The 22,103-nt window shown below is 58.8% G+C and carries 20 protein-coding genes; all 20 read left to right on the forward strand.

Features of this window, described 5'->3' with window-relative positions:
• The first annotated feature begins 81 nt into the window (after nt 1–81).
• The 20 genes from B3F77_RS20375 to B3F77_RS20470 all read left to right on the forward strand — a co-directional run bounded on the left by B3F77_RS20375 (nt 82) and on the right by B3F77_RS20470 (nt 22,072).
• A complete protein-coding gene (locus B3F77_RS20375) occupies nt 82–1,278 on the forward strand; it encodes a deoxyguanosinetriphosphate triphosphohydrolase (protein ID WP_293606721.1) in 1,197 nt (398 codons plus the stop codon).
• 124 nt (nt 1,279–1,402) lie between these two features.
• Entirely contained in the window at nt 1,403–2,140 is a 738-nt protein-coding gene (locus tag B3F77_RS20380; RefSeq protein ID WP_293606722.1) for a DUF1624 domain-containing protein, read from the forward strand.
• Nucleotides 2,141–2,207: 67 nt separating this feature from the next.
• Nucleotides 2,208–2,906, forward strand: coding sequence for a transposase (locus B3F77_RS20385; protein WP_293606723.1), 699 nt, complete (start codon nt 2,208–2,210; stop codon nt 2,904–2,906).
• 235 nt (nt 2,907–3,141) lie between these two features.
• Nucleotides 3,142–7,884, forward strand: coding sequence for a glutamate synthase-related protein (locus tag B3F77_RS20390; protein WP_293606724.1), 4,743 nt, complete (start codon nt 3,142–3,144; stop codon nt 7,882–7,884).
• A 112-nt stretch (nt 7,885–7,996) separates the two neighbouring features.
• Nucleotides 7,997–9,463 (forward strand): glutamate synthase subunit beta, encoded by a 1,467-nt coding sequence (locus B3F77_RS20395; protein WP_293606725.1) that lies wholly within the window; start codon nt 7,997–7,999, stop codon nt 9,461–9,463.
• Nucleotides 9,464–9,646: 183 nt separating this feature from the next.
• Nucleotides 9,647–10,492 (forward strand): ABC transporter ATP-binding protein, encoded by an 846-nt coding sequence (locus B3F77_RS20400; protein WP_293606726.1) that lies wholly within the window; start codon nt 9,647–9,649, stop codon nt 10,490–10,492.
• Nucleotides 10,489–11,271 carry a lipid asymmetry maintenance ABC transporter permease subunit MlaE gene (gene mlaE, locus B3F77_RS20405; RefSeq protein WP_293606727.1) on the forward strand — a complete coding sequence of 261 codons (783 nt, stop codon included), beginning with the start codon at nt 10,489–10,491 and terminating at the stop codon, nt 11,269–11,271. Before B3F77_RS20400 ends, mlaE begins: the two co-directional genes overlap by 4 nt.
• Before the next feature lie 10 nt (nt 11,272–11,281).
• Complete coding sequence (mlaD, locus tag B3F77_RS20410) at nt 11,282–11,788, forward strand: outer membrane lipid asymmetry maintenance protein MlaD (protein ID WP_293606728.1); 507 nt, start codon at nt 11,282–11,284, stop codon at nt 11,786–11,788.
• 14 nt (nt 11,789–11,802) lie between these two features.
• The gene (locus tag B3F77_RS20415; RefSeq protein ID WP_293606729.1) at nt 11,803–12,561 is read left to right on the forward strand and encodes an MlaA family lipoprotein; all 759 of its coding nucleotides are present in this window, start codon (nt 11,803–11,805) and stop codon (nt 12,559–12,561) included.
• A 162-nt stretch (nt 12,562–12,723) separates the two neighbouring features.
• Nucleotides 12,724–13,359: an MlaC/ttg2D family ABC transporter substrate-binding protein gene (locus tag B3F77_RS20420; RefSeq protein ID WP_293606730.1), complete on the forward strand. Its 636-nt coding sequence runs from the start codon at nt 12,724–12,726 to the stop codon at nt 13,357–13,359.
• 14 nt (nt 13,360–13,373) lie between these two features.
• A complete protein-coding gene (locus tag B3F77_RS20425) occupies nt 13,374–13,655 on the forward strand; it encodes an STAS domain-containing protein (protein ID WP_293606731.1) in 282 nt (93 codons plus the stop codon).
• Nucleotides 13,656–13,791: 136 nt separating this feature from the next.
• Nucleotides 13,792–14,178, forward strand: coding sequence for a type IV pilin protein (locus B3F77_RS20430; RefSeq protein WP_293606732.1), 387 nt, complete (start codon nt 13,792–13,794; stop codon nt 14,176–14,178).
• A 9-nt stretch (nt 14,179–14,187) separates the two neighbouring features.
• Complete coding sequence (locus B3F77_RS20435; protein WP_293606733.1) at nt 14,188–14,661, forward strand: GspH/FimT family pseudopilin; 474 nt, start codon at nt 14,188–14,190, stop codon at nt 14,659–14,661.
• Nucleotides 14,658–15,185: a type IV pilus modification PilV family protein gene (locus tag B3F77_RS20440; protein WP_293606734.1), complete on the forward strand. Its 528-nt coding sequence runs from the start codon at nt 14,658–14,660 to the stop codon at nt 15,183–15,185. The genes B3F77_RS20435 and B3F77_RS20440 overlap by 4 nt, the downstream gene beginning before the upstream one ends.
• Entirely contained in the window at nt 15,182–16,201 is a 1,020-nt protein-coding gene (locus tag B3F77_RS20445; RefSeq protein WP_293606735.1) for a PilW family protein, read from the forward strand. The genes B3F77_RS20440 and B3F77_RS20445 overlap by 4 nt, the downstream gene beginning before the upstream one ends.
• The gene (locus tag B3F77_RS20450) at nt 16,198–16,758 is read left to right on the forward strand and encodes a pilus assembly PilX family protein (protein WP_293606736.1); all 561 of its coding nucleotides are present in this window, start codon (nt 16,198–16,200) and stop codon (nt 16,756–16,758) included. Before B3F77_RS20445 ends, B3F77_RS20450 begins: the two co-directional genes overlap by 4 nt.
• 10 nt (nt 16,759–16,768) lie before the next feature.
• On the forward strand, nt 16,769–19,906 hold the full coding sequence (locus B3F77_RS20455; protein ID WP_293606737.1) for a pilus assembly protein: 3,138 nt from the start codon (nt 16,769–16,771) through the stop codon (nt 19,904–19,906).
• Between the two features lie 152 nt (nt 19,907–20,058).
• Complete coding sequence (locus B3F77_RS20460; RefSeq protein ID WP_293606738.1) at nt 20,059–21,018, forward strand: ABC transporter ATP-binding protein; 960 nt, start codon at nt 20,059–20,061, stop codon at nt 21,016–21,018.
• Between the two features lie 34 nt (nt 21,019–21,052).
• A complete protein-coding gene (locus B3F77_RS20465; RefSeq protein ID WP_293606739.1) occupies nt 21,053–21,811 on the forward strand; it encodes an ABC transporter permease in 759 nt (252 codons plus the stop codon).
• 18 nt (nt 21,812–21,829) lie between these two features.
• Nucleotides 21,830–22,072, forward strand: coding sequence for a BolA family protein (locus B3F77_RS20470; protein ID WP_293606740.1), 243 nt, complete (start codon nt 21,830–21,832; stop codon nt 22,070–22,072).
• Nucleotides 22,073–22,103 lie beyond the last annotated feature (31 nt).

The following is a 22,103-nucleotide window of genomic DNA, read 5'->3' on the forward strand; positions in this document are numbered from 1 at the left end:
AGTTCTCATCAGACTGCTATTCTATTAATAGCTGATTGTGCCCGTCATTATTGGGCTAGAAGCCATTTTTATTAATAATCCATGATCTTGGCACGCTATGCCTGTGACCCCGCCCTGTCGCGCGGCCGCCGCTACCCCGAGGCCCCGGCACCGACGCGCTCCGACTTTCAGCGGGACCGCGACCGGATTGTGCATTCCACCGCCTTTCGCCGTCTGGTCTATAAAACCCAGGTATTTTTGAACCACGAAGGCGACCTGTTCCGCACCCGCCTGACGCATTCGCTGGAGGTGGCGCAGCTGGGACGCTCCATTGCCCGTACCCTGCGGCTCAATGAAGACCTGGTGGAGGCGATTGCGCTGGCGCACGACCTGGGCCACACACCGTTCGGGCATGCTGGCCAGGATGCCCTGAACGCCTGCCTGAAAAATTACAACCCTGAAAGCGCGGGCTTCGAGCACAACTTGCAAAGCCTGCGCGTCGTGGATGCGCTGGAAGAGCGTTACCCGGCATACAACGGCCTGAACCTGACGTTTGAGACGCGCGAAGGCATCTTGAAGCACTGCTCAAAGGCCAATGCCCGCCATCTGGAGGCCCGCGAACCCGGTGGCGTGGCCCGCCGGTTTTTGGATGCGCCTGACAGTTTCCATGGGCGGCAGCCCAGCCTGGAGGCGCAGCTGGCCAATCTTGCCGATGAAATTGCCTACAACGCCCACGATATCGATGACGGCGTTCGATCAGGCTTGCTGAGCCTGGAGCAAATGGAGGACGTGGCGCTGTTCAGCCAGTACCGCCGCGAAACGCTGCAGGAGCACCCCGCGCTGCGGGGTCGGCGGCTGCTGTTTGAAATCATACGGCGCATGCTCAGCGCGCAGGTCTACGACGTGATGGATGCAACGCGGCTGGCCTTGCAGAAGGCGGCGCCAAGCGACGTTCAGGCCGTGCGCCAAAACCTGCCGCTGGTCTGTTTTTCCAAGGAAATGGCCTTGCAGTCCGCGTCCCTCAAGCGTTTCCTGCTACAAAATTTATACCGCCATCGACAAGTGGTGCAGACCACGCAAGCCGCCCAGCAGGTCGTGCGGGATTTGTTCGAGGCCTATATGACCGACCCCGCGCAAATGCCGCAAACCCATATCGACCGCTTTGACGGCATCGACACCCCCCACGCCGCAGGCGCAAAACCTGAGCGCGTGGTGGCCGACTATATCGCCGGCATGACCGACCGCTTCGCCGCCAAAGAGCATGAACGTCTGAAAGGACGCGCTGCTTTTCCCGTTTGACGACCCTTGTTGGATACCACCGGTGGCAAATTTTCAGGGCAGCAGCAACGGCATGCCGAGGACATGCATAGCCTGATGACCTGTTGGCATTTCCCCGACTGCCCCAATAGCGATAATCGGCAACATGTCTGCTGCACCACGCTTTGACCGCCTCGACGCCCTGCGCGGCGTGGCGATGGTGTGGATGACGGTCTACCACTTGAGCTTTGATCTGAACCATTACCGCTGGCTCAGTCAGGACTTTTACCGCGATCCGTTTTGGACATGGCAGCGCACAGTGATCGTGAGCCTGTTTTTGCTGTGCGCTGGTGCGGGACAGGCCGTTGCGGTGCAGCAGGGGCAGAGCTGGCCGCGCTTTTGGCGGCGCTGGGGGCGGATTGCGGGCTGCGCGCTGCTGGTCAGTGCCGGGTCTTACTGGATGTATCCGCAGAGTTTTATTTACTTCGGGGTGCTGCACGGCATCGCGGTCATGCTCATCATCGTGCGGCTGACCGCGCATTGGGGCCGCTGGCTGTGGCTGTGCGGAGCCCTGGCAATTGCCATGAAATTCATAGCTCATTACGCACTATTCATGGGCGGAACCTTGCAATTCCTGAATGATAAAACTTTCAACTGGCTGGGTTTTATCTCGGTCAAGCCCATCACCGAAGACTATGTGCCGCTGATCCCCTGGCTGGGCGTCATGTGGTGGGGCATGGCGGCTGCGCAAGGGCTGCTGCAATACCGCCCCGCCCTGCTCACTGGGTCAGTTCCCGCAGCCGCGCGCTGGCTGGCATTCCTTGGAACCTGGAGCCTCACGTACTACATGCTGCACCAGCCGGTAATGATCGGACTATTGGAGGCTGTACAGCACTGGCGATAGATGGTTGCGAAATATCGGGGTGGTCAGATTCCAATTATCATGACGCAAACTCAAGATATTGCACCTCATGGCCCGTCTTCCCCGTCTCACGGTTCCCGGCTATCCGCATCACATCATCCAGCGGGGCAATAACCGGCAAGCCATTTTTTCATCCGCTGCCGATTACCAGATGCTCTTGGGCCTGCTGGATGAAAATGCCCAAAAATTTGGTGTGGCGCTGCATGCCTATGTGCTGATGAGCAACCATTTCCATTTGCTCGCCACCCCGGCCACCGCTGATGGGCTGCCGCAGATGATGCAAGCCGTCGGCCGCAGCTATGTGCGTTATTTCAACGACAGCCAGGGGCGCTCCGGGACCTTGTGGGAAGGGCGTTACCGCTCGACGTTGATAGAAACTGAACGCTACCTGCTGGCCTGTATGGCCTATATCGATCTCAATCCGGTGCGCGCCGGTATGGTGAAAGAGGCAAGAGACTACGCTTGGTCCAGTCACGGTCACTACATCGGCTTGCGGACTGACAAGATAGTGACGCCGCACCCGCTGTTCTGGGCGCTGGGCAACACGCCTTTTGGGCGTGAAGCGGCCTACGCCGAATGGGTGCATGCTGGCATCACAACGGAGCAGCAGGACGCGCTGACCCGATCAGCCCTCAGTGGCTGGGCTTTGGGAGGCGAAGATTTTGTGGCTGATTTACAAAAACGCACAGAGCGCCGCGTCAAAAAGACCCAGCCCGGACGGCCTATCAGCAATGCGTTGAAGCCTTGAAAATGCCAATTTCTCTTATGTATATTTGGTTTTGTGCTCCCTTTTTTGATGTGTCCCTAATTAATTGTCGATGAAATAAAGCGGGAATTAATTGGAATCTGACCCCTATTAAAGTGCTTGGTATTGTTGCTGCCGTGCACTATGCTTCCCTTCCCTGCAAAAAATATGAACCCTTGCGGAGAGTAGCGATGCGTGCCCGATACGCCGCTCTTGCCCCAACTGACGAGGAATTGCCATGACCACGGCTGCTGAAATCAAGCACTTTGAACAACACGGTTTATATGCCGGTGCCAACGAGCACGACGCGTGCGGTGTGGGATTCGTCGCGCACATCAAGGGCCACAAAACCCACGCCATCGTCCAACAGGGCTTGAAGATTCTTGAGAACCTCGATCACCGGGGTGCGGTAGGTGCCGACAAACTGATGGGCGACGGTGCCGGCATCCTGATCCAGTTGCCCGATGCGCTGTACCGCGAAGAAATGGCCAAACAAGGCGTTGATTTGCCCCCGCCGGGCGAATATGGCGTGGGCATGGTGTTTTTGCCCAAGGAGCATGCGTCGCGTCTGGCGTGCGAACAGGTGCTGGAACGCGCCGTCAAGGCCGAAGGCCAGGTGCTGCTGGGCTGGCGCGATGTGCCGGTCAACCGCGATATGCCGATGTCGCCCACCGTGCGCGAAAAAGAACCCATACTGCGCCAGATTTTCATTGGCCGTGGCAACGACGTGATCGTTCAGGACGCGCTGGAACGCAAGCTGTATGTGATCCGCAAAACCGCCAGCGCGGCGATCCAGAACCTGCACCTGACGCACAGCAAGGAATATTACGTCCCCAGCATGTCCAGCCGCACCGTGGTCTATAAGGGCTTGTTGCTGGCCGACCAGGTGGGCACCTACTACCTCGATCTGCAGGACCAGCGCTGCGTGTCGGCGCTAGGTCTGGTGCACCAGCGCTTTTCGACCAACACCTTTCCCGAGTGGCCACTGGCCCACCCTTACCGCTATGTCGCGCACAACGGCGAGATCAACACCGTCAAGGGCAACTACAACTGGATGAAGGCGCGCGAAGGCGTGATGTCCTCGCCCGTGCTCGGTGCCGATCTGCAAAAGCTCTACCCGATCACCTTTCCCGGTCAGTCCGATACCGCCACTTTCGACAACTGCCTGGAGCTGCTGACGATGGCGGGCTACCCCATCAGCCAGGCTGTGATGATGATGATCCCCGAGCCGTGGGAGCAGCACACCACCATGGATGAGCGCCGCAAGGCCTTCTACGAGTACCACGCGGCCATGCTGGAACCGTGGGACGGTCCGGCGTCCATCGTGTTCACCGACGGCCGCCAGATTGGCGCGACGCTGGACCGCAACGGCCTGCGGCCTTCACGTTATTGCGTCACTGATGATGACCTGGTCATCATGGCCTCTGAATCGGGCGTGTTGCCGATTCCCGAGCACAAGATCGTGCGCAAGTGGCGTTTGCAGCCTGGCAAGATGTTCCTGATTGATCTGGAACAGGGCCGCATGGTGGACGACGAAGAGATCAAGGCCACGCTGGCCAACAGCAAGCCCTACAAACAGTGGATTGAAAACCTGCGCATCAGGCTGGACGATGTGTCGGCCAAGACCCCGGAAAGCGCCGTACAGGCTCCGGTGACTTCCGAAGTTTCTCTGCTTGACCGACAGCAGGCCTTTGGCTACACCCAGGAAGACATCAAATTCCTGATATCGCCCATGGCGATCAATGGCGAGGAAGCCACCGGCTCCATGGGCAACGACAGCCCGCTGGCCGTGCTGTCCAGCAAAAACAAGCCGCTCTACAACTACTTCAAGCAATTGTTCGCGCAGGTCACCAACCCGCCGATTGACCCGATTCGCGAAGCCATCGTGATGTCGCTGGTGTCCTTTATCGGACCCAAGCCCAACCTGCTGGATATCAACCAGGTCAACCCGCCCATGCGGCTGGAAGTCAGCCAGCCGGTGCTGAGCAGCGCCGACATGCAAAAGCTGCACAACATCGAAGCGCATACCCAGGGCAAGTTCAAAAGCTACACCCTTGACATCACTTATCCGCTGGCATGGGGCCATGAAGGGGTGGAGGCCAAGCTCGCCTCGCTGTGCGCTGAAGCGGTTGATGCGATCAAGGGCGGCAAAAACATCCTGATCGTGAGCGACCGCGCCATGAGCGCACGCCAAGTCGCCATTCCGGCATTGCTGGCACTGTCAGCCATTCACCAGCATTTGGTGAAAGAGGGCCTGCGCACCACCGCCGGACTGGTCGTCGAAACCGGTTCGGCCAGAGAGGTGCATCATTTTGCCGTGCTGGCAGGGTACGGCGCCGAGGCGGTTCATCCCTACCTCGCCATCGAAACACTGGCCGAACTGTCCAGGGGGCTTCCGGGCGACCTGAGCACCGACAAGGCGGTTTACAACTACACCAAGGCCGTCGGCAAGGGTCTTTCCAAGATCATGTCCAAGATGGGCGTGTCGACCTACATGAGTTACTGTGGTTCCCAGCTATTCGAGGCGATTGGACTGAACCGCAACACCGTGGATAAATTTTTTACCGGAACGGCCAGCCAGGTGGGCGGCATGGGCGTGTTCGAGATTGCCGAAGAAGCCTTGCGCATGCACAAGGCCGCCTTCAGCGATGACCCGGTGTTGGCCAACATGCTGGACGCCGGCGGTGAATACGCCTGGCGGGTGCGCGGCGAAGACCACATGTGGACGCCCGATGCGATTGCCAAGCTGCAGCATTCCACGCGTTCGAACAACTGGAACACCTATAAAGAGTACGCCCAGCTGATCAATGACCAGAATCGCCGTCACATGACGCTGCGTGGTCTGTTCGAGTTCAAGATCGACCCCGGCAAAGCGATTCCGATTGACGAAGTCGAGCCTGCGAAGGAAATCGTCAAGCGCTTTGTCACTGGCGCCATGTCGCTGGGCTCCATCAGCACCGAAGCGCATGCAACACTGGCGGTGGCCATGAATCGCATAGGCGGCAAGAGCAACACCGGAGAGGGCGGTGAAGACCCGAACCGCTACCGCCAGGAACTCAAGGGTATTCCGATCAAAAAGGGTGAGACGCTGAAAAGCGTGATTGGCGAGAGCGTGGTGGAAGTCGACCTGCCGCTGCAGGACGGAGATTCGCTGCGTTCCCGCATCAAGCAGGTCGCTTCGGGCCGCTTTGGTGTCACGGCTGAATACCTGGTGTCGGCCGACCAGATACAGATCAAGATGGCGCAGGGGGCCAAGCCTGGCGAGGGCGGACAGTTGCCCGGCGGCAAGGTCAGTGAATACATCGGCCACCTGCGTTTCTCGGTGCCCGGTGTCGGCCTGATTTCGCCGCCGCCACACCATGACATTTATTCGATTGAAGACCTGGCACAGCTCATCCACGACCTGAAAAACGTCAACCCGCGCGCCAGCATCAGCGTCAAGCTGGTCAGCGAAACGGGAGTCGGCACAGTGGCTGCGGGCGTCGCCAAGGCCAAGGCCGACCATGTGGTGATTGCCGGCCATGACGGCGGCACGGGCGCCTCGCCCTGGTCGTCCATCAAGCATGCCGGGTCACCCTGGGAAATCGGTCTGGCTGAAACCCAGCAGACGCTGGTGCTCAACCGCCTGCGTGGCCGCATTCGCGTGCAGACTGATGGCCAGATGAAAACCGGCCGCGACGTGGTCATTGGCGGGCTGCTGGGCGCTGACGAATTCGGCTTTGCCACAGCGCCCCTGGTGGTCGAGGGCTGCATCATGATGCGCAAATGCCATCTCAACACCTGCCCGGTAGGCGTGGCCACGCAAGACCCGGTGTTGCGCCAGAAATTCAGTGGCAAGCCTGAGCATGTAGTCAATTACTTCTTCTTTGTCGCTGAAGAAGCCCGTCAGCTCATGGCGCAGTTGGGGGTGCGCAAGTTTGATGACCTGATTGGCCGCGCCGACCTGCTCGATACGCAAAAAAGCATTTCGCACTGGAAGGCCAGCGGCCTGGACTTCAGCCGCCTGTTCTATCAACCTGATGTGCCTGCCGATGTGCCGCGTCGGCATGTGATGGAGCAGGACCACGGGCTCGAAAAAGCGCTGGACATCCGCCTGATTGAAAAATCAAAAGCCGCGCTGGAAAAGGGCGAGAAGGTTCAATTCATCGAAGTCGTGCGCAACGTCAACCGTACCGTTGGCGCCATGCTGTCGGGCGAACTGACTCGCTTGCGACCTGAAGGCCTGCCCGACGACACGCTGCGCATCCAGCTAGAAGGCACCGGAGGCCAGTCGTTTGGCGCCTTCCTGGCCAAAGGCATTACCCTTTACTTGATTGGTGACGCGAACGACTACACCGGCAAGGGTCTGAGCGGTGGCCGCATCGTGGTGCGCCCCAGCATTGACTTCCGCGGTGAGGCCGTCAAAAACACCATCGTCGGTAACACCGTGCTCTACGGTGCGACCACCGGCGAAGCCTTCTTCAGCGGCGTGGCGGGCGAACGTTTTGCAGTACGCCTGTCAGGCGCGACGGCGGTGGTCGAAGGCACGGGCGACCATGGCTGCGAATACATGACGGGCGGCACGGTGGCGGTGCTGGGCAAGACGGGCCGTAATTTCGCGGCTGGCATGAGCGGCGGCGTGGCCTATGTGTACGACGAAGACGGGCAGTTTGCGACGCGCTGCAACACGTCCATGGTGTCCATGGACCGGGTGGTGACCACGGCCGAGCAGCACAGCCATGACAAAGCCGACTGGCATGTCGGTGAAAGCGATGAAGTGCTGCTCAAGCGGCTGCTGCAGGAGCACCACCGCTGGACTGGCAGCAAACGCGCGCGCGAGTTGTTGGACGCTTGGCCCGAGTCACGCCTGAAGTTTGTGAAAGTGTTCCCCAATGAGTACAAGCGGGCTTTGATTGAGCGCAAGGAACGCCGGCTGGAAGCGGCAACCGAAACCACGCGCGCGCAAGTGGCCACCAACCAGGAAGCCGTACTCGCCAAATAGGGCCAAGGAAGGCAAGGCGGCTATCGTTTGCTATTGTATTAATAGCTGCTTGCGCCCGTTAAAAATGGGCTGGCAGCATAAAACGCTTAAGAAAATCGCACAGGACCTCATCATGGGAAAAATCACCGGCTTCATGGAATACGAGCGCATCGAAGAGGGCTACAAGCCCGTTGCCGAGCGCCTGAAGAACTACAAGGAATTTGTCATCGGCCTGAACGACTCGCAGGCCAGCAAGCAGGCGGCGCGCTGCATGGACTGTGGCACGCCGTTTTGCACCAGCGCTTGCCCGGTCAACAACATCATTCCCGATTTCAACGACATGGTGTTCCGCGCCGACTGGAAAAACGCGATCGATACGCTGCACAGCACCAACAACTTTCCGGAGTTCACCGGCCGCATCTGTCCCGCACCGTGCGAGGCGGCCTGCACGCTCAACGTGAACGACGACGCGGTGGGCATCAAATCGATTGAGCACGCCATCATTGACCGTGCCTGGTCCGAAGGCTGGGTCAAGCCCCAGTTGCCCAAGCACAAAACCGGCAAAAAGGTAGCGGTTGTGGGCTCCGGCCCTGCCGGCATGGCCGCTGCGCAGCAGTTGGCGCGTGCCGGTCACGACGTGACGCTGTTTGAGAAAAATGATCGCGTGGGCGGCCTGCTGCGCTACGGCATTCCCGACTTCAAGATGGAAAAAATCCACATTGACCGGCGTGTCGAACAGATGCAGGCTGAAGGCGTGCACTTTCGCACGGGCGTGATGGTCGGCAGCCTGCCCAAAGACTCCAAAGTGACGAACTGGGCCAAAGAGACTATTCAAGCGCAGCAACTTCAAAAAGACTTCGATGCCGTGATCCTGACCGGCGGCGCCGAACAGTCGCGTGATCTGCCGGTGCCCGGCCGCGACCTGGACGGCGTGCATTTCGCCATGGAATTTTTGCCATCGCAAAACAAAGTCAATGCGGGCGACAAGGTGAAAGGCCAGATCAGGGCCGACGGCAAGCACGTCATTGTGATTGGCGGTGGCGACACGGGTTCTGACTGCGTGGGCACCAGCAACCGCCATGGGGCGGCCAGCGTGACCCAGTTTGAACTGATGCCGCAGCCCCCTGTTGAGGAAAATCGACCCATGACCTGGCCAGATTGGCCGGTCAAGTTGCGCACCAGCTCCAGCCACCAGGAGGGTTGCGAGCGCGAGTTCGCCATCTCGACCAAGGCGCTGATCGGCGAGAAGGGCAAAGTCACGGGCCTGAAAACCGTTCGCGTCGAATGGAAAGACGGCAAGATGATTGAAGTGCCCGGCTCGGAGCAAACCTTGAAGGCCGATCTGGTTCTGCTGGCCATGGGCTTTGTCTCGCCCGTCGCTTCGGTGCTGGAGGCCTTTGGCGTCGAGAAAGACAACCGCGGTAACGCCAAAGCGAGCGCTGACTTCACGGGTGGCTATGCCACCAACGTGCCCAAGGTGTTTGCCGCAGGGGATATCCGGCGCGGCCAGAGTCTGGTGGTATGGGCGATTCGCGAAGGCCGCCAGGCTGCGCGCGCGGTTGACGAATTCCTGATGGGTTACAGCGACCTGCCGCGCTGAGGCCTTCGCAAATCGCCCCCCGGGGTGGATTAACAAAACGCAAGCTGGCAGCTTGCGTGGCGTGAACGCCGCCAGGCTGCGCGCGCCCTTGACGAATTGCTGATGGGCTTGCAGCAACCCGCAGCGCTGAAAAGCATAATCCCTTATGATTGACAAGCCGGATAAACCCGGCTTTTGTCTTTTATGGCCCCATCTTCTACCGAATCCCTTGTTGAACTGCGCCACCTGACCTTTGGGTACGGGGAGCGCGTCATTCTGGACGACATCTCGCTGTCGGTGCCGCGTGGCAAGGTCACGGTACTGATGGGGGCATCCGGCGGAGGCAAGACGACCATTCTTCGCTTGATTGGCGGCCAGAACCGGGCGCAGTCTGGCGAACTGCTGTTCGACGGCCAGGATGTGACCCCCATGAATCAGCAGCAGCTCTACGCCGCCCGGCGCCGCATGGGCATGTTGTTCCAGTTTGGGGCGCTGTTTGCCGACCTCAGCGTGTTCGAGAATGTGGCCTTTCCGCTGCGCGAGCATACCGACCTGCCCGAGGCCCTGATACGCGACATTGTGCTCATGAAACTCAATGCGGTGGGCCTGCGTGGCGCGTGTGACCTCATGCCCAGCGAGGTGTCGGGCGGCATGGCGCGGCGTATTGCGCTGGCGCGTGCGATTGCCCTCGATCCCGAGCTGGTGATGTACGACGAACCCTTTTCGGGCCTCGATCCAATCTCTTTGGGCACTGCGGCACGGCTGATCCGTCAGCTTAATGACTCCATGGGCCTGACCAGTATTTTTGTGTCGCACGAGCTCGAGCAGACCTTCGGGATTGCTGACCATGTGATCATTCTGGCCAACGGAAAGATCGCCTCCGAGGGCACCCCCGAACAGGTGCGTAAAAGCACCGACCCGCTGGTGTACCAGTATGTGAATGCCCTGCCGGACGGCCCGGTCCAGTTTCATTATCCCGGCGTGACGGTCGAGGAAGACTTCGGTCTTGGCCATAAGTCGCTGGCGCAGCAGCCTGGAGTTTCACCATGAGCTGGTACAAGCCCTCGGATGTCGGCCTCGCCACCCGCACCAAGCTGGCTGCTCTGGGTCGTGGCGCCCGGCTGTTCATCCGGCTTCTGGCAACGCTCGGTTCGAGCTTCAAACGCTTTGGCCTGGTGCGCGACCAGATTCATTTTCTTGGCAATTATTCGCTGGCGATCATCGCCATTTCGGGTCTGTTTGTCGGTTTTGTGTTTGGCCTGCAGGGCTATTACACGCTGCTGCGCTATGGTTCTTCGTCCGCGCTGGGCTTGCTGGTGACACTGACCCTGGTGCGGGAACTCGGTCCGGTGGTGACTGCGCTGCTGTTTGCCGGACGGGCCGGGACGTCGCTGACGGCCGAGATCGGCCTCATGAAGGCGGGTGAGCAGATCAGCGTCATGGAAATGATGGCGGTGGACCCGGTGCAACGCATTCTGGCGCCACGTTTCTGGGCGGGTGTCATCACCATGCCCTTGCTGGCTGCTGTGTTCAGCGCCATGGGCATTATTGGCGGCTGGGTGGTGGGCGTGCTCATGATCGGTGTGGATGGTGGCTCTTTCTGGAGCCAGATTCAGGGCGGTGTCGATGTCTGGCAGGATGTGGGCAACGGCATTGTCAAGAGCATCGTGTTCGGCTTTACCGTGACCTTTATTGCCCTGTTGCAGGGTTTTGAGGCGCAAGCTACGCCGGAAGGGGTGGCAAGCGCCACCACGCGTACGGTGGTCGTGGCCTCCCTTGCCGTTCTGGGTCTGGATTTCATCCTGACCGCGATGATGTTTACAAAATAAGGAGAGTGTTGTGCAACGCTCAAAGAATGATGTGTGGGTAGGCTTGTTTGTCCTGATCGGGGCTGCGGCCATCCTGTTTCTCGCGCTGCAGGCCGCCAACCTGCTGAATCTGAATTTCCAGTCCACCTACCGGATCGAAGCCCACTTTGACAACATTGGCGGTCTCAAGCCGAAGGCGGCGGTGCGCAGCAGCGGCGTGGTGGTGGGCCGCGTGGAGGACATCACGTTTGACGACAAAACTTTCCAGGCGCGTGTCACGCTTGCCATGGAGGGCCGTTATGCCTTTCCCAAGGACAGTTCGCTGAAGATTCTTACCAGCGGTCTGCTCGGTGAACAATACATCGGCGTGGTGCCCGGCGGAGACGAAAAAAACCTCGCCGCGGGGGACGTGATCAACCAGACACAGTCCGCCGTGGTGCTGGAAAATCTGATCAGCCAGTTTTTGTTCAGTAAGGCTGCGGACAGCAGTTCTGGATCCGGGTCTGCACCGCCATCAGGGACCACAGAAAAAAAATGACACCCCAGATCACGATGAAACAGTCCTTATTGTGGGCCACGGCAGCCCTGGTGTTGGCCTTTTTGCAAGGCTGCGCCACCGGGCCTAATGCCAATCCGGCCGATCCGTTGGAGCCGTTCAACCGGACGGTGTTCAACTTCAACGACGGCGTGGACCGGGCCGTCATCAAGCCTGTGGCGACGGCCTACCAGGATGTCACGCCTGCGCTGGTGCGCACGGGCGTTACCAATTTCTTTGGAAATATTTCAGACCTCTGGTCGCTGGCGAACAACGTGCTGCAGTTCAAGCCTGAAGCGGCCAGTGACAGCTTCTTTCGCGTCACGGTCAATACATTCTGGGGACTGGGTGGCATTTTAGATGTTGCCAGCGACATGAAAATCCCGAAGCATCGCGAGGATTTTGGCCGAACCCTGGGATATTGGGGCGTGGCTTCTGGTCCCTATTTGGTACTGCCTTTGCTGGGGCCTTCCACCGTGCGTGATTCCGTCGGCACGCTGGTTGACACGCAGGGAAATCTGGTGAGCCGTGCGCACAATGTGCCCGTGCGTAATTCCCTGATTTCCTTGCGCGCAGTGGATACACGGGCGAATTTGCTGAGTGCCGGTGAATTTCTGGAGGAGGCGTCCCTGGATAAATACAGTTTTGCGCGCGATATCTACCTGCAGCACCATCGCAGCCGAACTGGTGGCGCGGCCGCCCCGACCGAGGAGCGTTACGACCTGCCTGAAGCGGTACCCGGCGCCGGGGAACCCGCTGCGCCGGCTACCCAATAAAGAGCGCTTGTAAACGACTTTTACAAGACTGCCGTAAAACTTCATCTCCCACCCCGAACCAATCGCGCAAAATAACTATCGAACCACGGGTTCTCAGCAAAATGTGCATGATGGTCATGTGGCGATGTTGATGAGCACCTGTTTCGCTATCGAAGGAAAACCATGAACCGTAGAACTCTCGGCCATTTATTGACTGCCTCGCTCAGCCTGGCACTGCTCGCATCGGCCCCTTTTGTTCGCGCTGCCGAAGAGGCTCCTGATGCGCTGATCAAGCGTGTTTCTGCTGAAGTGCTGGACAACATCAAGTCGGACAAGGGCGTGCAGTCCGGTGACATGGCCAAGGTGATTGCGCTGGTGGACAGCAAGGTCATGCCCCACGTGAACTTCACGCGCATGACGGCTTCCACTGTCGGCCGCAGCTGGCGTCAGGCGACTCCCGAGCAGAAAAAGCGTCTGCAAGAGGAGTTCAAGACGCTGCTGATCCGTACCTACTCCGGCGCGCTTTCACAGGTCAAGGATCAGACCCTCAACGTCAAGCCATTGCGCGCAGCACCGACGGACACCGAGGTGCTGGTGCGAACCGAAGTTCTTGGCCATGGTGAACCGGTTCAGTTGGACTACCGCATGGAAAAAACCCCCACGGGCTGGAAAATTTATGACTTCGATGTGCTGGGCATCTGGATGGTAGAAACCTACCGCACCCAGTTCGCCCAGGAAATCAACGCCAAAGGCATTGATGGCCTGATCGCGTCACTCGCGCAGCGCAACAAAGCCAACGCTGGCGACCAGAAGTCCTGAGCAGGACCTTTGCCATGTTGACGCTTCCTCCTGTTCTGACGCATGCTGTGGCGGCCGGGTTTGTCCGCGGGTTGAAGCAGGTGGTGCTGTCCCAGTCGGCCGAGGTGGTGGCTGATGCCAGCGCCCTGCAGCAGTTTGATTCGTCCGCGCTGGCGGTTCTGCTCGAATGCCGCCGCCAGGCTTTGGCTGCGGGCAAGGCTTTTTCGGTGCAGGGCGCGCCTGCGCGCTTGCGTGAGCTGGCCAGCCTCTACGGTGTTGCGGCACTGATTCCTTCCACGGCTACTGCCATCGCCTGAGTCCGAAGGCTTGCCGGTTTCACCGGTGGCCTTATGCGACGAACGGCTTTTTTCACGGTATGGGTGGCATTGACTGAGTTAACTTGGGTGACTAACAATAGCCAAGCATATAGATAATTCCAAGTTGGAGTGTGGTGTGAAAAAAAATCGCGGTTTCACGCTGATTGAGCTCATGATTACCGTAGCCGTGATTGGTATTTTGGCGGCTGTCGCCTACCCGGCTTATTTAGATCAGATCCGCAAGTCCCGACGCGCAGAAGCCCAGGCGGCATTAATGAACATCAGCGCGCGCCAGCAACAGATGTTGCTTGACACGCGCAGCTATGCAACGACGGTAGGTGCGCTTAACGTCACCATTCCCAATACGGTCCAGCAAACCTATGCCATCACATTGAGTGTTGGTACTGCAGTTGTGCCGACCTTTACTGCACTGGCGACTCCTTCGGGCTCGCAGGCCGCAGACAAATGCGGAGCCCTGAGCATCGACCAGGTTGGTACCAAATCTCCTTCGTCTTGCTGGTAAGGCCTTGCCATGGAATGCTCAGCCAAGAACACAACTCGAGGATTTACGCTTATTGAACTGATGGTCACTGTAGCTGTGCTGGCTGTGATGGCGTCGCTGGCCGCGCCTTCTTTCCGGGAACTGCTGGCCGCGCAACGGGTACGGACAACCGCCTACAACATCGTTGGTGATTTGGTGCTGGCGCGTAACGAGGCGGTCAAGCGCGGGGAGAGTGTTACGCTCACACCCGTTTCCGCCGCATGGAATAACGGATGGAGTGTCAATGTGGCCTCCAGCACTGAAGTACTCAGCGGACAAGGCAGCGTCGGGAGCGGTGTTCAATTCACCACATCGCCAGCCAGTATTACTTTCGACAGGAATGGTCAAACAAGCGTATCCACCGTGGTGCGATTTGGCCTGTCGGACGGAGGCACGCACAAACGCTGCATCTCGCTGGACCCTTCGGGCCGACCGAAAAGTGCCAACATGGAGTGCCCCCCGTGATCAAGAACCGGTTTCAGCGTGGAGCCGCCATGATGGAGGTGCTGATTGCCATGCTCATCATCGCGTTTGGCGTGCTGGGTTTTGTGGGTCTGCAGGCCCAGACCGCCCTGTCGCAAGTGGAGGGATATCAGAGGTCGCAGGCCTTGCTCCTCATCAATGACATCTCTGCGCGCATGAGCCTGAACCGGGTCAGCGCAGCCGCATACGTAGGCAACAACATTGGCACCACAGACCCGGGTGACTGCACGACGCCAACCACGCGCGCCGGCAAGGACTTGTGCGAATGGAGTCTGTTGATACAGGGGGCGGCAGAAGTCCGGGGGACGGCCAAACTGGGGGCCATGACAGGCGCCCGTGGCTGCATCACCAGTCCGGCGGCCAACCAGTATCTGATCAGTATTGCCTGGCAAGGCGTCCAGGCCACAGGAGCGCCAGCCAATACCTGCGGCCAGGGCGCCTACTCCAATGAAAACATGCGCAGAACGGTGACTACCGTGGTGCAGATTGCCACCCTTGCATCATGAAAATCAACTTGCCTGTCGGGCGTGCCTCGGCACCCAAGTCGATGCGGGGGTTCTCGCTCGTCGAACTCATGGTTGCCATTGCGATTGGTCTGATCCTCGTGGCGGGGCTGGCAACCCTCTTTGCGAACAGCAGCCAGACCGGCAGTGAACTCGATAAAAGCATGCGGCAGATCGAAAACGGCCGGTATGCCGCTGAGTTGCTGGGCGAGGACATCAGCGTTGCCGGCTATTACGGCGAGCTGTCCGCCACCGGCATCACGGCGGTCACGGCGCCGGCCTGCGCCACCGCCGTCACGGCGCTGGGTTGGGACAACACCGCTTCGACCGGGCCGGTGGCCGTCACGGGCTTGAGCGCCACCGAAGCCGCGGCACTGAGCTGCCTGCCTAATTACAAAACCGGCACCGGAGCTCTGGTGCTGCGGCACGTAGACACGACGTCCGTCGCACCCGGGGCCGCCACGAATGGCGGCGTCTACCTGCAAACCTCCCGCTGTTCCACCGACCCCAATGCCACCCGCTTCATCGTCTCCACCGCGTCCAGCGACTTTACCCTGCATGGCATCGATTGCACCATCATCAACACTGTTCAGCGCTATATCAGCCGCATCTATTACGTGGCCACTTGCGACGAATGCGGCGCAGACACCATACCCACACTCAAGCGGGCCGAACTCAAGGGCAACCAGATGGTGGTGTCACCGCTGGCAGAAGGCATTGAAGAAATTGCGTATGACTATGCCTTTGACACCAGCGGCGACGGGAGTCCCGACAGCTACCTGGCCGGACTGAGCGGCGTGGCAGGCGCGGCAGACAACGACTGGGGCAACGTCGTGGGTGTGCGTGTTCACTTCCTGTCGCGCACCACCGAACCCAGCGCCGGATTTACCGACGGCGGCACGACTTATGACCTCGGCCTGTCCGGCACGCGCGGGCCTTTCACTGACAGCTACAAACGCCGGGTTTACACCGTGACCACGCGCATCAACAACATTGCGGGTCCCAGGGAAATACCATGACCTCCAAAGCACACCAACGCGGCGCCACACTCCTGGTGGCGATGATTTTTTTGATCCTGATGAGCCTGTTTGCCATCAGCGCCTTCAAAAGCTCGACCGGCAACCTGCGCATCATTGGCAATATGCAGTCCCGCCAGGAGGCCATTGCGGTTGGCCAGAAAGCGATTGAAGACACCATCAGCTCATCGGTCTTCACCAGCAACCCCGCAGCCGTTGCCGCCACGCCAGTAGCGGTGGATATCGACGGCGACGGCACGGTGGACTACACCGCCACGCTCAACCCCCAGCCCCATTGCTACCGTACCAAAGCCATCAAAAGCAGCGATCTCAATCCCGCCATCCCTGCCGATCTGGCCTGCATGACGTCCAGCGTGGTGCAGCAGGGCGGGCTTGATATTCCCGATGCCGCCGCCGATGCGGGCAACTCTTTGTGTGCCAACAGCGAGTGGAATGTTGGGGCGCAAGTGGTTGATCAGCGCTCGGGCACCAAGGTGGTTGTGAATCAGGGTGTTGCCGTGCGGGTTCTCGAAACTGATGCGGCCAACGCCTGTCTGTAAGGATTATCAAATGACCTTTTTTTTGTTCCGTAAAACCCTGAACTTCCTGGCGTTGGCTGCCGGCCTGATGATGGCTGTGCCCGGGTTTGCACAATATTCAAGCGACATTGATATTTACGGGAGTACGCCTGCCAGCGGCGATTTGCCAAACGTTCTTTTTGTTTTGGATAATTCCGCCAACTGGAACGCCAATAACAGCCAGCCCAACTGCTATTACAAAGAAAATGGCGTATTGACGACGACGGGACCCTCCACTCAAGGCAAGAAGTCCAGCATTGAGCAGTGCGCTTTGTACAACGTGATTGATGCACTGCCCACCGGGTCTGGAGGAGCAGCGCTTTTCAATATCGGGTTTATGGTTTTTAACGATACCAATGTGAATACTGGAGCGCGCCCCATCAAGGCGTTTACGCCTTTAACCGCCGCGGGAAAAGACGCTCTTAAAACCGTTATTAAAAAACTGACAGACGGCCAATCACCTTCTCCAACTTCTTTTGCGCTGGCAATGCACGAGGCCTACTTGTATTACGCAGGTGCAGCGCCGTATGCGGGGCAACGTAGCGGAACGCCTCCTTACGATCCCGCTGCATTCTTGAGCGGTAACTATGTCAGTCCTTCGGCCTCAAGCTGCGGCCGCAATTATGTGATCATCATTGCCAATGGCCCGCCACAGGGTGATTGGAACAACATCAGTAATGATGACGTCAAGTCCATGTTGAAAGGGCTCGGCGGCGATACCACGCCAATCGCATACACCACAGGTTACGTTGACCCCAAGGACGCCGCCAACTGGACGGATGAGTACGCGCGCTTCCTGCTGGGCCGCGATGTCAGTAGCCAGGCCGGCACTCAAAACATCGTGACTTACTCAATTGCGGTCACGGGTGCCAATAGTGACAAAGCGACATATCCCAATATCTTTCGGGGCATAGCCAAAGCAGGTGGCGGCGACTTCTACGAAGCCAACAACGTTGACAACCTGACGGTGGCGCTGACGGATATTTTCAACCAGCTGCAAGCGGTCAACAGTGTTTTTGCATCAGCCAGTTTGCCGGTGAGTGTTAACGCTCGGGGTACCTACCTGAATCAGATTTTCATGGGCATGTTCCGCCCCGATGGGCAGGCCAGACCGCGCTGGCGTGGCAACCTGAAGCAGTACCAGTTTGGCTACGATCCCACGACCGACAGCCTGTTTCTAAGTGGCGCCGACAACAAGCCGGCCATCAGCGGCGCCACCGGCTTTCTTTCGCCATCGGCGGTTTCTTTCTGGACGACTCCGAGCTCGTACTGGATCAATCAGCCGCTGGGAACACCACCTACCAGTTCCGACTCCGCCGATGGTGAAGTGGTTGAAAAAGGCGGCGTGGCCCAGCGCATCCGCGAGGTCTACGCAAGCTCGCAGGATGCACGCAATGTTTACACCTGCATCAGTTGTGCAGCCAATACCAATCTGGCCGACACAAGCAACTCGGCGACCAAGTTTTCCACAGCCAACACTGCGCTCACCGCAACGACAACGGCTCTTGGCGTGACCGACCCGGGGACCTTGATCAACTGGGTGAGGGGAACAGACAATAACAGTCCCACCGATGAGCAGGGCCCCGGTGCAACCACCACCATACGCCCCAGCGTGCACGGCGATGTGCTGCATTCCCGGCCGGCCGTGGTGAACTACGGCGGCTCAACCGGGGTGGTGGTTTTCTATGGTGCCAACGACGGTGCCTTGCACGCCATCAATGGCAATCAGACAGGTGCAACTGCCGGTAATGAACTGTGGAGCTTCATACCCCAGGAGCAGTTTCTCAAACTGAACCGCCTGCGCATCAACTCACCGGAGATTCGGCTGTCCACCACCATCGTGGGCAGTACAAACACGACCACCACCCCAACTCCCCGCGACTACTTTGTTGACGGTCCCATCGGGATTTATCAGAAAGTATCGATCGACCCAACAACCAAAGTTCAAACTGTTGATAAGGTCATTTTGTATGTCGCCATGCGCCGGGGCGGGAGCGTGTTGTATGCGATTGACGTCACCATCCCTTCGGCACCGAAATTTCTCTGGAAGAAAACCAGCCCTAGCGCTAGCACTGGTAGCACTGGCACTAACATTTCGGTACTCGGACAAACCTGGTCGGAGCCCAAGGTGGCCAAGATCAGGGGCAACGCAAATCCGGTGATCATTATGGGTGCAGGTTATGACGCTGCCAACGAAGATGGCCCGTCTCAGACCAATACCAACATGGTGGGCAATGCCGTTCTGGTGCTGGATGCCATTACGGGCAGCGTCCTTAAAACGTTCGCAACCGACCGCAGCGTGCCCTCCGACGTCTCGCTGATTGACACGGACTTTGACGGTTACGTGGATCGCGCCTATGCCGTTGACATGGGCGGCAATGTGTACCGGATCGATCTGGAAAAAACCACAACCACCGGCACAAGCACAAGCACCAGCTCTTTGGTGGCTGATTGGGGCATGTACAAGCTCGCGGCGCTGACCGGCAGCGCGACCTCAAGCTTCAGCGGAACGCGCAAGTTTTTCTACCAGCCCGATGTGGTGCTGACGCCTACTTTTGCGGCAGTGTTGGTGGGCTCTGGCGACCGGGAAAAACCGCTGGCCGCAGCCAGCGCCGACGCCTTCTTCACCGTCAAGGATTTTCAGACCACCAAGGGAACGCCTTCCACCTCGTTTACGCCCATCACGCAGGGCAACCTGGGCCAGGTCGGCACCACCCAGGACCAGACCGCTGGCTGCTACATTCCCATGAGCACCAGCGGTGAGAAAATTGTCAATGCGCCGGTGTCCGTGGGTGGTGTGACGTACTTCAGTACGAATAAACCCTCGGCGCCGGCGGCCAACTCTTGCAGTGCCAATCTGGGGGTCGCCAAGGTCTATTCAGCCCCCTTGTTCTGTGGAACGGCGACGAGCCAGGTATTGGTGGGAGGCGGCTTGCCGCCCAGTCCGGTAACCGGTACTGTGACAGTGAGCTACATCTCGCCCCTCACCAAGGAAACCGTCACCAAACAGGTTCCATTCATCATTGGCGCACCCAATAGCAAAGGCTCGGGCATTGAAGCCTCCAAAGTCACGCCAATCATTACACCCATACGAAAACGGCGCTATTGGTATCTGGAAAACGTTCGCTAATTCAAGGCCTTGTATGGAGTAGCGCTGATTCCTGCGGGTTTTGAACGTGAGTTTTGCCGGTAGTGAAAGCGATAGCTCAGCTTTTCGAAGCTGAGCTCGCTTCAACCTCATTAATGAACCTGATTAGCGCCAGCCCTTAAAATGACGGGCTCATGCCAGCTATTTCATTCCAGTCCGTCTCCAAAACCTACCCCTCCGCGCGAAGTCAAACCGGCCCTGTTGTCCGGGCGCTTGACAACGTGAGCTTTGACATTCAGCAGGGCGAGTTTTTCGGCCTGCTGGGTCCCAACGGGGCAGGAAAGACGACGCTCATCAGCATTCTGGCGGGCCTCTCCCGGGCCAGCAGCGGCACTGTCAAGGTGCATGGCAGCGATGTGGTGACGGATTACGCCAATGCCAGGCGCAAGCTCGGCGTCGTGCCGCAGGAGCTGGTGTTTGACCCGTTTTTCACGGTGCGCGAGGCCTTGCGCATTCAGTCGGGCTATTTTGGCATCAAGCACAACGACGCCTGGATTGACGAGCTGCTGGCCAGTCTTGGGCTGGCTGACAAGGCCAGCGCCAACATGCGCCAGCTCTCGGGCGGCATGAAGCGCCGCATGCTGGTGGCGCAGGCGCTGGTGCATAAACCTCAGGTGATCGTGCTGGACGAGCCCACCGCTGGCGTCGATGTGGAGCTGCGCCAGACCTTGTGGCAGTTCATCGTCAAGCTCAACAAGCAGGGCAGCACCGTTCTGCTGACCACGCACTACCTTGAAGAGGCCGAGGCCCTGTGCGGCCGTATCGCCATGCTCAAGCAGGGACATGTGGTCGCGCTGGACCAGACCTCCGAGCTGCTCAAGGCGGCGTCATCGAATGTCCTGCGCTTCAAAATTGACAGCGAACTGCCTCCGCAACTGGCTGCCCGGGCCAGGATCACCGGCCGTATCGTGCAGTTTCCTGCGAACAGCGCCCGCGAAATCGAGCAATACCTGGCCGCTATTCGCGAGGCGGGACTGGTGGCCGAAGACGTGGAAATCCGCAGGGCTGATCTGGAAGACGTGTTTCTCGATGTGATGGCCGAAAAAGCCGTGGACGAACCTGTGCAAATTGACATTACTGGAATAGCCGCATGAGCGCCGCAAACGAACTGACCAGCGTGGGGGCACCATGACCAGCGGCTGGCAAACCTTGTTTTACAAGGAAGTCCTGCGCTTCTGGAAAGTCGGTTTCCAGACCGTGGGCGCCCCGGTATTGACCGCTGTGCTGTACATGCTGATTTTTGGTCACGTGCTGCAGGGCCGGGTGTTGGTGTATGGCCAGCTGAGTTACACCGCTTTCCTGGTGCCCGGCCTGGTGATGATGAGCGTGCTGCAAAACGCATTTGCCAACAGCTCCTCGTCGCTGGTTCAAAGCAAGATCATGGGCAGCCTGGTGTTTTTGCTGCTCACGCCCCTGTCGCACTGGAACTGGTTTTTTGCCTACGTGGGCTCTTCGGTTGTGCGCGGCCTGCTGGTCGGCGCGGGCGTGTTTGCCGTCACCGTATTTTTTGGCCAGCCCGGTTTCGTGGCACCACTCTGGATTGCGGTGTTTGCGATTCTGGGTGCCGCCCTGATGGGCGCCTTGGGCATGATTGCCGGCCTGTGGTCTGAAAAATTCGACCAAATGGCCGTTTTCCAGAACTTCGTCATCATGCCCATGACCTTCTTGAGCGGCGTGTTTTATTCGATTCATTCGCTGCCGCCTTTTTGGCAGAAGGTCAGTCACCTGAACCCCTTTTTCTACATGATTGACGGCTTCCGCTACGGATTTTTCGGGGTGAGCGATGTGTCGCCCTGGCTGAGCCTGGGCATCGTGCTCGTCGCATTACTCATGGTCAGCGCCGTGGCGGTCAACATGCTGCGCACAGGCTACAAAATCAGGCACTAACCGAAAGACAAGAACACCATGACCAGCGAAGAACTTCAAGCCATTATTGCGGCAGGCCTGCCGTGCGAACACATTGACCTGTCCGGCGATGGTCGGCACTGGTATGCCACCATCGTCTCCAGCGCTTTTGAAGGCCAGCGCCTGATCCAGCGCCACCAGCGGGTGTATGCCGCGTTGGGCAACCGCATGCAGACGGATGAGGTGCATGCCCTGTCGATGAAAGTCTTCACGCCCGCCGAGTGGGCCGCCAGCAACGCGTAATAACCAAGCGCAATAACCACGCAGAACAAGA

The organism is Polaromonas sp. UBA4122 (assembly GCA_002381615.1).
In the GTDB taxonomy this organism is placed as follows: Bacteria; Pseudomonadota; Gammaproteobacteria; order Burkholderiales; family Burkholderiaceae_C; genus Polaromonas.